Below are 13,961 nucleotides of genomic sequence, written 5' to 3'. Positions count from 1 at the left end.
CATTCGCAAGACTCTTAACGTGTCAGACTCGATAACAGTCGCTTTAAGCGAAGCCAGTCTCTCCGGGAAAGCGGAGCCGACCCATAATAGTGGTTGTTCACCGCGCGGGCAAAAACAGCATGTCGACTCCCCTGCGCGGGCATCTGATCAGCTGCCTTGCGTGCCAGTGTAATGGGTGTGTCTGATGACGTGACATCGACCCCCCTGGCTTCGAGTAAGCGGCGCCAGCGCACCATCAGACGCTCAAGCGGGTCATTTGGCACACGCCTGCGCTGGCGCCAGCTAGTCCAAAGCCCTGCAACAAGCAATGAACCACCAAACAGCCCCGCCGACAGGTATCCAAGGTCCCGCAGCGAGAAATTGCCCGGTAACCGAGACATCAGATTCATCTGTGTCTGGCCCTGATAGCCAACAACCCAGCGCTGCCATTCATAATTAATGCTATCGGCCTGCAGGGTAAGCCATCTCACCAAAGCCACGTCACCGTAGCGCGACGGCGATATCCATTCATTTTCCAGGAACGACCCTTCTTCTGCCACCGCGTCGCGTAATCCGGATTCTATTCGCTGAGGCGCAATTGCCGCAGTCGGGTCGAGGCGAACCCATCCACGATCTGGTGACCAAAGCTCCACCCAGGCATGAGCATCGTATTGGCGAATGATCAGGTATTCATCGTTGTTCCCGGGCGACCCGCCCTGATAGCCAATCACAATACGGGACGGAATTCCCGCCGCCCGCAACATAAAAGCGGTCGCACTGGCGTAATGTGCGCAGAACCCCCTTTTGACATCGAACAACAAGGCGTCCACCGAATCCTCAGGCATTGCGGGGGGGCGCAAGGTATAAAAATAGGGTTGGCTTCGGAACCGGGCCATCAACGCCTGCGCGTAATCAAGCGGCTCTTGGTATTCCGTCAACAACTTGCGGGCGTAATCACGCGCACGGGGATTGCCCTCACGCGGTAGTTGAAGGTAGCGGTACTGGTCAGCCTGCGAAAGCGTTTGTTCGTTACTTCGCTGACTCGGGTTTTCCTCCCGTTCCATGCGGTAGCGGATGCTGGTATCGGCAGGACGGTCAAATACAAAGGTGCCATCTGGCTCGCCCGTCACATTCGCCGAAACCGGTGATGAATTGTCGAGTGCGAACGCCCAGCGCTGATAGGTCGGCTCCAGCAACACATCATACTCATCTTCACGAAGGTCACCGATGCCCCCATCCGAACTGATTCGGCCGGGGCGTCCCGCCATGGCCTTGTCTGCCTGCTCCCAACGTTCATTTTCGAAGCGATCAAGGATGAGACCTCGCCAATAACGGTCACGATACTCGGGCAACATCCCGCCAAAGGTCACTCGGAACGCCCTTTCGCTACTTTGAGCCAGGTCCGATATTGATCCCGGCTCCATCGAATCCGAGATGCCAGTGCGCGCCTGCCCGGAAACCAGGGGAACACTCCATAAGGGCGATAACCGCGGGAAGAATATAAACAGCAACACCACCACAGGCAGCGTTTTTAAAAGCAGCCCACCCAATCGGCGCCAACTGGTTGCCACACTGTTCGGGATATCAGGCGCATTCAGAACCTGCAGGCTGATCAACAAAAGAGAGATTCCAATGAAATTGATCAGTGCCCACAGAATTCCCTGTTGAAACAGAAAATTAACAGCTGCGAGGTAACACAGTATGAAAAACAGCACGTACACATCCCGCGTTGTGCGGGTTTCCAGCCACTTCATACCCACCGCAAGCACAAAGAACGAAGACGCTGTCTCAACAGAAAACTGACCGCGAGCGCCTAGCACATAGAACGCGATCAAGGCCACCATGATGGCGATCCGAAGTATTCTGCCAGGCAAACGAATGATGCCGAGCTGAACGAGCCAGCGCCAACCTGCCAACGCCACGCAACTAACGGAGAGCCAAATAGGCAAACGATCGAGCTGAGGGAGCAAAAGCAGCCCAAACGCGATCAGTAGCCACAACAAAGCCGATGTAGGCAATACCGGCGAAATACCATGCCGCTTAGTCATGTTGGTGGCTCATCGAATCCGCTGCTCTATCGAATCTGCCCGATTGGCCAAGCAAGTCTCCAGGCAGGACGCTTTCAGCCGCCGGGCTGCCAAAACCATGCCGACCAAGCGCTCGCAGGCAATGCGCCCGGTGAAGCCTGCTCGCATCAGGTTCAATGCGACTCCCCGGTAAGCGCAATCCGTAAGGTGCGCCAAGCTGATCCCGCTGTTCAACCAATGCCGCGAGGTAGCTCAGCCGCAGTTCCTTGTCGACGCCCGGAAAACTGTCGAAATCCAACCATTCCGGATCAGCTGCATCACCTTCCCAGTCCGCAATCACCATTTCACCGGTTCGCGCAAAGCGCTTCCAAAGCACCCTTTGGGTGAGATCCCCCTGGCGCCAGGGACGAATGTTCATATTGGAAAGATCCGAAGAAGCAGCAGTGCCCGAAGATTGTTCGCCCTCTTCACCTCCTCCTGGTATGTCAGGCGGCGCAATCGCCCGGGGATAACATAAACCTTCCCGGACCGGCCTCATCCATGACCAGGCGGTGAGCAAACCAAACGGAAAACGGGTTTCAACCCGCAGGTCTCCCGCCGAAACCGGCCCCCGGGATGTGCCCTGGGCGCTCAAACAGACTTCGACAAGTTCGCCTTTTTGGACAGTGAATGATTCAACATCGCCGTCCTCGGGTGTGATGTGGATTGCAACAGCATCACTATGATCACTGGTCGCTCTCAAACGGAACTCGATATCTGTGCCAGGAAAGCCTTCACCGGTGTTGATGAGCGTCAGGCGAAGGCCTACCAGATTGCGGTGAGTCTGGTGCATTGCGGCTACAAAAATGGCGCCAAGCAGAAAGGTAAGGAGATAAATCAGGCTATTCTGATAGTTGATCCCCGTCAGCAGCATAACCAGCAACAAAAAACAGAACACGGCACCGGCGCCTGTCGGCAGGATAAAAACATTGCGCTGCGAAAAGGTTTGGCTGTCGGATCTGGGGATTCGCCGGTTAACCCAGCGTCGCCACCGCCGTCTGAAAATACCTGCCATACTAAAATAATCCGTTCATGCCACTGATCTGATCACATTTTCACCAAAAACACCTTGAAAACGATGAGCAATATTCAAATACTTTAACAAAGGACGTTCCGAATCTCTCCGAGAGGCTGCTCAAATGTTTAATAAACGCATACTCGTTATGGCTGTGGCGAGCACAATTGCCGCGTCTGCCAATGCCGGTGTGGAATCGCTGACATCCGATGAAATGGTCGACACCTATATCAAGGACTCCGCCATCATCATTGTGCCTCGCGCACAGCAAAAATCTGAAGAGGAGCGTCAACGGGTTATTCGATCGTTGACCATCTCACCGGGCGAGCCGGCGGTCCAGGAGTCAGAAGAGGAAGCCTACGCGAATATCTTCAGAAAATCCGAGTACGAGAATAATGAAGAAGCGCTTCAGGATGCAGAGGAAGAGTTCATTCGCCGCTCATTGCAGTTGACAGGTGCGGAAGCCGCACTGGCACCGCAAGTGGCAGACCTCTACCCCACACTCCCTCCGCTGATCTACGGCCAGCAAATGGTAATCCCCGATCAACCCTTCACCCAGACATTCCTGAATGATCAACTGGGCATCGGATTCGACGGTCAAAACGTCAACTTTTCAATCGGGAACCTGCCAGGGATTCAGCCAATCAATATTCCACAAGGCATCAACGAAGGGCCGGTTCAGCTGACGCCGCGTCCAGGCGGCGGATTTGATCTTTCGATAGCCGTGCCTGACCAGTAATGGCCTGAAGCAGCCAAGCTGGAGAGCGCACAAAACTCCGCGCAAACCGATACCGATGCACTTCAAATGCATCGGTTTTTTTATGTGCGCACTCATAACAGCAACCAAATCCTTACTCCGCCATCTTTTTGTAGCCGAAGCATCGAGACCAGAACCAGCCCAACATTGGGCACCTGACGATGCATGGTTCATACCCAGCGGGACAAAACCACTTTTTTACAGGCATAAAAAAACGCCCCGCAAGCGGGGCGTTCTTAACAAAGTGCTACGTCTTAGTGACCGTAAACAACCATGTTGGTGTTGCTGATAGTCAGGTTATCCAGCTGGATAGTACCGATTGAAGCGCCACCGATCTCAACTGCAGCTACGTTGATGTCTGTAGTGAAGTCAGAGATACCGATTGCCAGGCCTTCGCCTGAAGTAGAGCCAACACCAGTCGCTTTGCTGACGGTGATCTGTGCAGCTGCGAACAGGCCAGCAGCATCTGTTGGCTGACCACTAGCAGCAACCTGCTCGAAGAACTGACCACCCATAACCTGCATGCCACGAACGTTCACACCCAGGAAGTCGATGTCCATATCCATGTTGGTGATGTTGAACGCAACGTCAGTGATCAGGGTATCAGTAGCAGTGTCAACACGGATGTCGAGCTGCGCCAGGTTACCTACGATACCGATGTTAGATGCCAACAGCGTGCTGTCAGTGTCGCCACGCAGGCTAACTTCGTTGATAGCAACTGCGAAGTCGATTGGCACCTGTCCGTTTACGTTACCAACGTGAATAACGGCATCGCCGTCTGCTTCTACGTCGATGTCGATTTTCAGGTCATCCAGGTTGCCACTGGTAGTCAGGTTGCCGTTACCGTCGTCAACGATATCGCCGCCACCGATGGAGACGCCAGTCATCGCGAAGGTACCTTCGTCAACGTAGCGGAACTCGCCGATGTCAACTTTGGTTTCCAGCTCGATGGTCACACCAGCCTGACCCGTAACGTTGCCCATGGCACCGTCGTCAAGGGCTTTCAGTTCTGCCTGAGCGGCGAACGGAGCGGCTGCGATAGCTGTAGCAAGTGCAATTTTCTTCAGGCCTTTCATATTGTTCTCCATAACGGAATTTGTTGTTGTTCCAATGCGGATTGTTTTGTTTTGTTTCCGCACGATTGAAGATTAGTCCCTGAGCCTGAAACGTTCCGTGACTCCCTTCACAGTCCAAATAATCACATTGTCTGACAATCTCTACTGGTTATTCTGCAGCCTCTTCGTTAATTTTAAATATGACAGGCTTGGACTCAACCACGACTGGCTTGCCATACACTGTTTTGCCGCCTTCAACGGCAAATGGCGTCAATTCTGCCAGCGTAAACCCGAAAATATGCTCCATTTCTGCAACAATCACCTGCTTTGCTTCTGCCTGTGGATTTGGATTGTCTGCGATATAGACCAGACAGGTAGCACCAATATTGCCTTTTTTGACCATGGCCTTAAGGCTACGTCGCATCACTTCCAGCGCCACATAGGCTTTCATCTGCTCGATTTCACCAATGCGAATAAGGCGTACTTTGTTGCCCCTGTCCGCAACAACGGCAAATGGTTTGATTGCCTCGCCTGCTTCAAGCTGCTCAGAGGCGCTCTCCATGGCGCGCTTATACATTGCTTCAAACTGTTGCTGGGCGAATTGTTTCATTTCCTTCTCCGATGGTCCTTTTGCTGCGTTTTCCTGCGCCATCCCAAGCGTAGACAGGCACACCAGCATGACTGCAACCATTAGCTTTGAAGCCCAATCGAAATGAATTACTCGCATTTTTGTCTCCTGAATATTTAACGTCTTTTTGGTATTGCCGTTTCGAGCGTGATGCTCAATCAACGGTAAAATTGCGTTATTATGGGTGCCTGCCGTCATAATTCAGCGCCGAGCTCATCTGAAACAGGACCCGCGTGCAATCATCCCTCAAAGAAATTCCCGTTTCTGCCGAATGTCTGGCACTTTGGCTTGACTATTTGTCCCTGCAGCCCGGTTTCATACTGATGAGCAAGGCCGACGGTGGCTACTTTGTCAGCGCCTGGCCTTCAGAACACTGGCTCCTGGAAGGCTCTTCCGATCAGTGGGCAACCGCAATGTCAGAGATAAAAAGCGCGCACGCAGGGAGACAAGCGCTTTCGCAAGATGTGCAGAAAAACTCAGGCGGGGATTTCCTGTCGGGTATGGCGGGAATTCTGAACTATTCAGCGGGTGCCCGAACTGTCCCGGGGTTCAGTCAACATTTGGATAAGCAAGAATACGGCGGCGCAGGCTGGGTCGGGCAGTTTGATTGGTCACTGCATATTTCGGCTGACTCTCAGCGAGCGGCCATACATATTGATACCGAGTGCAGCCTGCCCACGAGGAATTCACTGAAAGCCCTGATCAACGGTGCTCCTCCACCAGAAAGCCCAACATTTGGCAATACATCAGCTTTCAAGATGGTGCGGGATTTCGAACCACTCCAGCGCCCGGACGCCTATAGGGCTGGCGTTGGAGCCATACTGGAACTGATCGCCGCAGGTGACTGCTATCAGGTTAACCTTGCACAGCAGTTTAAAGGGCAATTTAGAGGCAACCCCTTTGACGCCTTTCTGGCACTTTTAAACGCAGTGCCAGTTCCGCACGCTGGCTACATCAATGCCGGCGACTACCAGGTGCTGAGCATATCGCCCGAGCGCTTGCTCCGCATCCATGATCGCGCCGTCGAAAGCAAACCGATAAAGGGCACCCGGCCGAGAGGCAATACCGCGGGGAAGGATCTTGCTTACAGGGAAGACTTGCTGAATGACCCGAAGGACCGTGCCGAAAACCTGATGATTGTGGACTTGATTCGCAACGACATGTCTCGCTTCTGCGAGCCCTTTTCCGTGAAAGTCCCCCTGCTGTTTGATGTGGAAAGCTACGAAAACGTTCACCAGTTGGTCAGCACTGTCACCGGTACTCTGGCTCCGGGTTGTTCTGCATTTGATGCATTGCTTTCGGCATTTCCGGGTGGTTCTATAACCGGCGCTCCGAAACGTCGCGCAATGGAGATCATTGATGCGCTTGAGCCCACCGGGCGCAGCGCTTACTGCGGCAGTCTGTTCTATTGGGACTTTAACGGTAATCTGGATAGCAATATAGCGATCCGGACAATGATCACTGAGTCAGGCGGCGAGATTTATTGCTGGGGAGGCTGCGGCATTGTGGCGGATTCCGACCCGGAATCGGAATATCAGGAGTCACTGACAAAAGTACAGCGCTTGATGGACACGCTGGAATCGCTCTGATGCCAGCGTGTCATCAATAATCACATCTTGTCATTCAATCAGATGCGGGTGCTCAGCTCTTCAAACTTCTTCTTCAGATCATCGAACGTTTGTACCGCCGGGAACTGGGGAAACTCATCGATCACATTTTGTGGTGCGTGGAACAGAATACCGGCCTCGGCCTGTTTCAGCATGGTGGTGTCGTTATAGGAATCACCAGCCGCGATTACGCGGTAGTTCAATAGCTGGAACGCCCGTACAGATTGGCGTTTCGGATCTTTCTGGCGAATGAGGTAGTCCGTAATTCGCCCGCTCTCGTCTACTTCCAGCTTGTGGCAAAGCAATGCCGGATAACCCAGCTTTTTCATCAGCGGCATCGCGAACTCATAGAAAGTATCGGACAGAATCACCACTTGAAAGCGTTCGCGCAGCCAATCGAGAAACTCCCGGGCGCCTTCCAGAGGATCAAGCGTGCTGATCACTTCCTGAATTTCCGGCAGGCCAAAACCATGCTCATCAAGCAGACGCAGGCGTTGCTGCATCAGCACATCGTAATCGGGAATGTCGCGGGTGGTTGCCTTCAGTTCCTCAATGCCGGTTTTCTCGGCGAAAGCGATCCAGATTTCAGGTATCAGCACCCCTTCAAGGTCAAGGCAGGCAAGTTCCACAACACACTCCTTCAAGTTCGTTTGTAATGACCGTTTGGCAGCTCGACATCTGTCAGCCATCTGAAAACGGCCTGCAAAAAGCGCATCTATCATAAGAAAAACCCGGCCGAATTGCACAGCTGATATAACCTTATGAAAGGAGGTTACTTTTGATTGGCGCCGGGCGGTGATAAATTCACCGCAAACTCCGTGACACGATGGTTACCATGGACACTATAAAAGAACTGAATGAGAGTCTGACCAGCCAATCGCCCCGCTCTATTCTCAAGCATGCGCTTAAAAGCTACGACTCTGTAGCTGTGTCATTTAGCGGTGCCGAAGATGTGGTGTTGATTGAGATGGCCCACAAACTGACCGATAACCTGAAGGTGTTCACACTGGATACCGGCCGGCTTCATCCCGAAACCTATGAATTTTTGGAGAAAGTACGGGAACACTACGGCATCAATATCGAAGTGCTGTTTCCGGACGCTGTCGAAGTCGAAGAGCTGGTGGCCGAAAAGGGCCTGTTCAGTTTTTACCGGGATGGCCATAAGGAATGCTGCGGTATCCGCAAGATCAACCCGATGCGCAAGAAACTCGCAACCGTTGACGCGTGGATTACCGGCCAGCGCAAAGATCAGAGCCCGGGAACGCGGAATGAGGTCCCGGTTGTGCAGCTGGATGAAGCGTTTGCCGGGCCTGGCAGACAACTGGTCAAGTTCAATCCATTGGCAAACTGGACGTCAAAGGATGTGTGGGACTACATTCGCATGACCGAAGCGCCTTACAACTCACTGCATGAAAAAGGCTTTATCAGCATCGGCTGCCAGCCCTGCACCAGACCGGTTCTGCCCGGCCAACATGAACGTGAAGGCCGATGGTGGTGGGAAGAAGCCACTCACAAAGAATGTGGCTTGCATGCGGGCAATCTGATTGCCAAAGAGCAGTAGTCATCATTGCAATAAAAAAGCGGGACCGGATCAATATCCACGTCCCGCTTTTTTTGACTTACCTTCCCGCGCCCTGAAACCCTGCTGAGCGCAATCACCGAAACAGCAACAGACCTGCCCATTCATTCAGGCCATTGAAGCGCCACTCTCCGCTCATCAAAATGTCGGTATTTCGATGTCTTCAAACAATGCTTCCACATCGGCCCGACTGGACTGATGAGTCGCAGCTTCCACCATCTCCTGTGTCAGATGCGGCGCAAAGCGCTGAATGAACTCGAACATATAGCCCCGCAGGAAGGTCCCTTTTCTAAAACCTATTTTGGTAACGCTGGGCGCGAAGAGATCTTTGGCATCAAGTGCGACCAGATCGCTGTCTGTTTTCTCATCAAATGCCATGCTGGCAATAATGCCAACGCCTAATCCCAGCCGAACATAGGTTTTTATGACGTCCGCGTCTGCTGCTGTGAACACCACTTTTGGTGTCAGTCCTTTACTTTGAAACGCTTCGTCAAGTCGAGACCGACCGGTGAAGCCAAACACATAAGTCACCAGAGGAAACTCCGCGACATCCTCTATCGTCAGCGGCTGACAGCGGGTTAGCGGGTGCCCCTTTGGCACAATCACACTGCGATTCCAGCGATAGCACGGCATCATGATGAGGTCATTGAAAAGCTCCAGCGCCTCGGTGGCAATCGCGAAATCTACAGCACCGTTGGCCGCCATCTCAGAGATCTGCATCGGTGTTCCCTGATGCATATGAAGCGAAACGTCGGGGTATTCCTCGATAAAACCACTGATCACTTTCGGCAGCGCGTAGCGGGCCTGAGTATGCGTTGTCGCAATACTGAGATCGCCCTTCCGCTGGTTACTGAACTCCTGAGCGATCTTTTTGATGCCCTCAACCCGACGAAGAATTTCACCAGCTTCGCGAATAATGGTTTCGCCGCCTGGCGTGATGCGCGTCAGGTGCTTGCCGCTGCGAGCGAACACCTCGACGCCAAGTTCGTCTTCGAGCAACCTGATCTGCTTGGAAATGCCGGGCTGTGATGTGAAGAGGCTCTGGGCTGTCGCGGAAACATTCAAATCATGGTGCGCAACTTCCCAGATATAGCGCAGCTGCTGTAATTTCATCGACCGTCTCGCTCCATCTCGTTATTTTTCGTATAAAAATATAAGTAATAATTCTTTTTAAGAATAGATGCAAAGGTCTACAGTTGGAAATCGCTGAGGCGAACGGACCACAAAATTCCGACGTTCCGCAGTTTATGGAAGCGCTGAGCCCATCTCCCGGCGATTCCTTATTATTCACTTCATCCGGGAACGTGATGATCCACGGTTATCAGTGTAGATCATAATTTATGGATATCCTTTTTTATATATTGGCCGGTGCAGGTGTAGGACTAGCGGTTGGTCTTACCGGTGTCGGTGGCGGTTCCCTGATGACCCCCCTGCTTCTGATGTTTGGCTTTCCTCCGCATATCGCAATTGGCACCGATCTGGTTTATGCCTCTGCGACAAAGGCAACCGGGGTTTATGCCCATCATCGCCAACAGTCAATCGAGTGGCCTATCGTATTGCGGTTGCTTGCGGGCTGCATTCCAGCCTCAGCAGCTGCGGTGGTGCTGCTATCGTTCTTCTTCACCAACCCCGAAGACTACAAAGGGATTCTTGTTTCTACTTTGGGGGCTATGCTGATCCTGACCTCGGTCGTCCTTATCTTTCGCCCCTGGATTCTTCGTCACCGAAACATTGAAAACAAAGAGACTTTTCTGGTCCGTCACCAGAAGGGGCTAACGGTTATAGCCGGCGTGTTCCTGGGTTTCGCCGTCACACTGTCCTCCGTCGGTGCCGGTGCATTCGGCACTGCCATTTTGATGATGCTGTATCCCAATCTTTCAGGCATTCGCATCGTGGGCACAGACCTGGCCTATGCTGTACCTTTGACCTTTATGGCAGGTATGGGGCACTGGCATCTGGGCAACATCGACTGGTACCTGTTGGGCTCCTTGTTGATTGGCTCAATTCCAGCCATTCAGCTGGGCACCCGCCTCGCTCGCAGGATACCCAGTCGCGTTCTTCAATCAACGTTGGCGGCTATTCTGCTTCTCATCGGATTGAAATATACGTTCTTCTGATCGCAAAAAACGGCGCTCTGCTGATCGATCTGGCCTGCTGAGCGCCCGTTACCGCTTGACTTCACAGCGCAACAGCCGACAATCAGTTCCTCGGTCTTTCTGACCGCTCAATTGGATTCTGTAGTCCGCCGATCTGACCTGACGCGTTGAACCACATGCTGTTAACAACCAAATTTCTGAGACCCGCTGCTGACTTGCGCGCGATACGCAGAGAACGTCTGCTTGACGTCCTCAGGATGCGGCATGGCAAGCGGCTCAGCCTTGTTATTGGGCCCGCCGGTTTTGGCAAAACAACGCTTGTAAACCACTGGTCAGAAACGCAGACCAGCCCAGTCGCCTGGTTGTCACTCGACGCCAATGACGACGATCCCCGGCGGTTTTGGCAATACGTTAGCGGCGCACTGGTTCACGCTGGCATAGAAGGTCTGGAAAGCGCTCAACAAGCGGTTAATGGTTATGCGCTTCACGAACTGGAAGGCGCCATTACCGAGTTGATTAACGCCCTTATAAAAGCATCACGTGAAGGCGTCAGCCTCGTTATCGATGACTATCACCAGATCCAGTCCCCGGATATACATCGTCAACTGACTTACTTCATTGATTACCTTCCCCCCGGTTTTCACCTGCTGCTGGTATCCCGCACAGAGCCGCAGCTACCGGTCTCACGCTGGCGTGTGCGTGATTGGGTTGATGACATTCACCCGCAGTTACTTGCGTTCTCAGAAGAGGAATGCCGGCGATTCTTCGAAGACTGCATGTCGATTCCACTCTCCAAAGAGCAATCGCGACATATCTGGCAAAAAACAGAAGGCTGGGTCGCAGCCATGCAGCTCAGCGCCCTCTCCGCCAGAAACAACCCGGCTAAAGGCGATTTGCCATCAGCTCAACCGGTACCCGAATCGAACCGCCAGATCAGCGATTACATCCTCAGCGAAATTCTCGATCAGCAATCGGATAGCGTTGCCCGCTTTTTGCTGGATACGTCTTGCTGCCTGAGACTGACGGCGTCTTTATGTGACAGTGTGCGCGAACAGTCAGACAGCCAGGAGATGCTCGAATCGCTCAGTCAGCGAAACCTGTTTCTGATCCCTCTGGATAACCGCGATGAATGGTTCCGTTATCACGATCTGTTCCGGGAGGCCCTGTTCCAACGCTTGCAGCAAACGGCGCCTGAGCGGATCGAGCCGCTTCAGGCCCGGGCGATTCACTGGTTACTGGAGCACGACCACATTCAGGAAGCCATTGCGCAACTGGTGCAACTGGCGGACTGGAACTGGCTTGCGCAAGTGCTTGAACAGCATGGTAACAACCTGATCCATGGTGGCTTTCACTTGCCGGTACTGGATTGGCTTAATCGCCTGCCGCCCGGAACCGTAGAAGACAACACCCGATTATCGATGCTGAGAATCTGGGGCCATTTTTTTGCCAACCGGCTGGACGTTATCGAGCCTCAGCTTGGCAGACTGGAAGACCTGCTTGATAAGCGCGTTGCTGACTCTCATCCGGATGCCGGCGGTGCGCTTGCACTGCATAGCGAGATCGCGCTTATCCGTTCGTATCTGGCGCGTACCCGAAGCGACCTGAAAAGCGCTGCGGACCTGACGCAACAGGTTCTCAGGGACATTGACCATACCCAGATACCGCTCAAGTCCGTTACCTATTACGGCTTGGGTATCGATTATTTTGCCGGGGGCGATCTGGCTGCAGCAGAAGAAGCACTTCAGTCGGCCGTTTCCAATGGCCAGATTGAACGTAAGCCATCGACCGTTCTGTCCAGTGGCGGGTTGCTGGCATGGATTCAGTTCAATCGCGGCCACATGAATCTGGCCCTCGATAGCTGTGTCTCTGTCAGGGAATGGATTGATCGCCACTACACTGATCCCAAACAGCCAAAACTCATTTCCTGCTGGCAGAACTGTGCGCTGATTGAAATATACCGGGAGCGCGACGAACTGGCTCTGGCTGATACCTATCTGGCGCCATTGCTCGATCATCTCGAGAAAGGTACAGAGCCCGGCCAGCATCTGATCATTCAGTATGCCCGGGCACACCTTGCGTTTACCCGAGGCAACTATGATCTGGCCATCAGCGCGCTTGATGATGCCATTTCAGTGCTGGAGCGGCGGGGGGAGCACATTGTTTTCGAGCCCCCGAATCTGGCCGCGCTCAAAGCCCGTTGCCATTTGGCACAAGGTAGGCTCAAGGAGGCATCTGCCTGGCTGGAAACTCGTGGCGATGTCGCTTTTCGCAATCCACTCAATGGCGAACAGAGCGACATTACCGCGGCGCGGATTCTGAACGCTTCAGACCAGCCCTCTGCAGCGATTGAACTGCTGACACCGTTGCGGTTCTCTACCGAGCTGGGGCAACACCACAAACACCTGATCGAGGTCATGGTCGTATTCGCTGAAGCTCAGCTGAAAAACGGCAAGCGTACCGAAGCGATTAACGTACTGACCGAAGCACTCAAGCGGGCGTCTAAAGAAGGTTTCATCCGCCTGTTCGTCGAAGAAAATAGCGTCATCCACCCGCTGATCCTCGCCATTGACGACGCCAGCATCCAACCTGCTTATCTTGATCGTCTCAAATCATTGCTGAGGGATCAGGCGACTGCTGCCAACCCAACATCCGGCAAGGCATCCGCGGGCGGAGATTCGCTCATCGAGCCACTCAGTACGCGCGAAGGCGAAGTGCTTTCGTTAATTAACGAAGGGTTGGCCAATAAAGAAATAGCGGAGCGGATGGATGTCGCGGGTACAACGGTGAAAGCCCATATCCGCAACCTGTACGGGAAGTTACAGGTGAAGAGCCGAACCGAAGCACTAGCCCGCGCGCGCCAACTGGGAATTCTCTAACCGCGACACAAAATGTGACCTAGATCACACTTATTTGTGGTTTTTTTTATCCCACTACGCCCTTTGGACGATCCGGATACGCCCCTACTCCCACTAAACTGTGTTCAACGGTGAGGGAAACCTCATTTCAGAATCTGAAACTTCAGGCCTTTGGATTCTAAAGTTCCGTGTTGCAAAACCCCAGGGTTACCAAGTCAGAGCCCTGCTTCAGAAAGGCGTTATCCATTTTGGATTAACGCCTTTTTTTTTGCTTTATCGCCACGTAATTCAGCAGATAATGCAGAAGAAAGGTCTACGGTTTAT

Annotated in this window: 11 protein-coding genes; 5 read left to right on the top strand and 6 right to left on the bottom strand. The window is 53.1% G+C overall.

Annotation, left to right across the window (positions count from 1 at the left end; genetic code table 11):
* Positions 1 to 14: 14 nt before the first annotated feature.
* Complete coding sequence (locus tag ACUN9X_RS10815) at positions 15 to 2,027, bottom strand: transglutaminase family protein (protein ID WP_445473050.1); 2,013 nt, start codon at positions 2,025 to 2,027, stop codon at positions 15 to 17.
* Positions 2,020 to 3,060 (bottom strand): DUF58 domain-containing protein, encoded by a 1,041-nt coding sequence (locus ACUN9X_RS10810; protein ID WP_260035551.1) that lies wholly within the window; start codon positions 3,058 to 3,060, stop codon positions 2,020 to 2,022. The genes ACUN9X_RS10815 and ACUN9X_RS10810 overlap by 8 nt, the downstream gene beginning before the upstream one ends.
* Before the next feature lie 124 nt (positions 3,061 to 3,184).
* Between ACUN9X_RS10810 and ACUN9X_RS10805 the strand changes: the two genes are divergently transcribed.
* Positions 3,185 to 3,799 (top strand): hypothetical protein, encoded by a 615-nt coding sequence (locus tag ACUN9X_RS10805; RefSeq protein WP_260035550.1) that lies wholly within the window; start codon positions 3,185 to 3,187, stop codon positions 3,797 to 3,799.
* A 272-nt stretch (positions 3,800 to 4,071) separates the two neighbouring features.
* On the opposite strand, the gene ACUN9X_RS10800 is transcribed toward ACUN9X_RS10805, so the two are convergent.
* Positions 4,072 to 4,893 (bottom strand): DUF6160 family protein, encoded by an 822-nt coding sequence (locus ACUN9X_RS10800; protein WP_260035549.1) that lies wholly within the window; start codon positions 4,891 to 4,893, stop codon positions 4,072 to 4,074.
* A 148-nt stretch (positions 4,894 to 5,041) separates the two neighbouring features.
* Complete coding sequence (locus ACUN9X_RS10795) at positions 5,042 to 5,698, bottom strand: hypothetical protein (protein WP_445473049.1); 657 nt, start codon at positions 5,696 to 5,698, stop codon at positions 5,042 to 5,044.
* A gap of 35 nt (positions 5,699 to 5,733) precedes the next feature.
* Between ACUN9X_RS10795 and ACUN9X_RS10790 the strand changes: the two genes are divergently transcribed.
* Positions 5,734 to 7,089: an anthranilate synthase component I family protein gene (locus tag ACUN9X_RS10790; RefSeq protein ID WP_445473048.1), complete on the top strand. Its 1,356-nt coding sequence runs from the start codon at positions 5,734 to 5,736 to the stop codon at positions 7,087 to 7,089.
* 38 nt (positions 7,090 to 7,127) lie between these two features.
* Here the strand turns inward: ACUN9X_RS10790 and thrH are convergent, their stop codons facing one another.
* Positions 7,128 to 7,736, bottom strand: coding sequence for a bifunctional phosphoserine phosphatase/homoserine phosphotransferase ThrH (gene thrH / locus ACUN9X_RS10785; protein WP_347710185.1), 609 nt, complete (start codon positions 7,734 to 7,736; stop codon positions 7,128 to 7,130).
* A gap of 206 nt (positions 7,737 to 7,942) precedes the next feature.
* Between thrH and ACUN9X_RS10780 the strand changes: the two genes are divergently transcribed.
* Positions 7,943 to 8,668 carry a phosphoadenylyl-sulfate reductase gene (locus tag ACUN9X_RS10780; protein WP_260035543.1) on the top strand — a complete coding sequence of 242 codons (726 nt, stop codon included), beginning with the start codon at positions 7,943 to 7,945 and terminating at the stop codon, positions 8,666 to 8,668.
* Positions 8,669 to 8,824: 156 nt separating this feature from the next.
* Here ACUN9X_RS10780 and cysB read toward each other — a convergent pair whose 3' ends face one another.
* Complete coding sequence (gene cysB / locus ACUN9X_RS10775) at positions 8,825 to 9,799, bottom strand: HTH-type transcriptional regulator CysB (RefSeq protein ID WP_445473047.1); 975 nt, start codon at positions 9,797 to 9,799, stop codon at positions 8,825 to 8,827.
* A gap of 227 nt (positions 9,800 to 10,026) precedes the next feature.
* Between cysB and ACUN9X_RS10770 the strand changes: the two genes are divergently transcribed.
* Positions 10,027 to 10,803 (top strand): sulfite exporter TauE/SafE family protein, encoded by a 777-nt coding sequence (locus ACUN9X_RS10770; protein WP_260035539.1) that lies wholly within the window; start codon positions 10,027 to 10,029, stop codon positions 10,801 to 10,803.
* Positions 10,804 to 10,958: 155 nt separating this feature from the next.
* Positions 10,959 to 13,658, top strand: coding sequence for a LuxR C-terminal-related transcriptional regulator (locus ACUN9X_RS10765; RefSeq protein WP_260035537.1), 2,700 nt, complete (start codon positions 10,959 to 10,961; stop codon positions 13,656 to 13,658).
* Positions 13,659 to 13,961 lie beyond the last annotated feature (303 nt).

The organism is Marinobacter sp. V032, from assembly GCF_052645435.1.
Note: the sequence above shows the minus strand (reverse complement) of the source record. Positions and strands in the feature narration are given on the sequence as shown.

Bases quoted from the DNA above. Each gene is read 5' to 3' on its own strand.
- ACUN9X_RS10815 (WP_445473050.1), bottom strand. From the start codon at position 2,027: ATGACTAAGCGGCATGGTATTTCGCCGGTATTGCCTACATCGGCTTTG.
- ACUN9X_RS10810 (WP_260035551.1), bottom strand. From the start codon at position 3,060: ATGGCAGGTATTTTCAGACGGCGGTGGCGACGCTGGGTTAACCGGCGA.
- ACUN9X_RS10805 (WP_260035550.1), top strand. From the start codon at position 3,185: ATGTTTAATAAACGCATACTCGTTATGGCTGTGGCGAGCACAATTGCC.
- ACUN9X_RS10800 (WP_260035549.1), bottom strand. From the start codon at position 4,893: ATGAAAGGCCTGAAGAAAATTGCACTTGCTACAGCTATCGCAGCCGCT.
- ACUN9X_RS10795 (WP_445473049.1), bottom strand. From the start codon at position 5,698: ATGACGGCAGGCACCCATAATAACGCAATTTTACCGTTGATTGAGCAT.
- ACUN9X_RS10780 (WP_260035543.1), top strand. From the start codon at position 7,943: ATGGACACTATAAAAGAACTGAATGAGAGTCTGACCAGCCAATCGCCC.
- cysB (WP_445473047.1), bottom strand. From the start codon at position 9,799: ATGAAATTACAGCAGCTGCGCTATATCTGGGAAGTTGCGCACCATGAT.
- ACUN9X_RS10770 (WP_260035539.1), top strand. From the start codon at position 10,027: ATGGATATCCTTTTTTATATATTGGCCGGTGCAGGTGTAGGACTAGCG.
- ACUN9X_RS10765 (WP_260035537.1), top strand. From the start codon at position 10,959: ATGCTGTTAACAACCAAATTTCTGAGACCCGCTGCTGACTTGCGCGCG.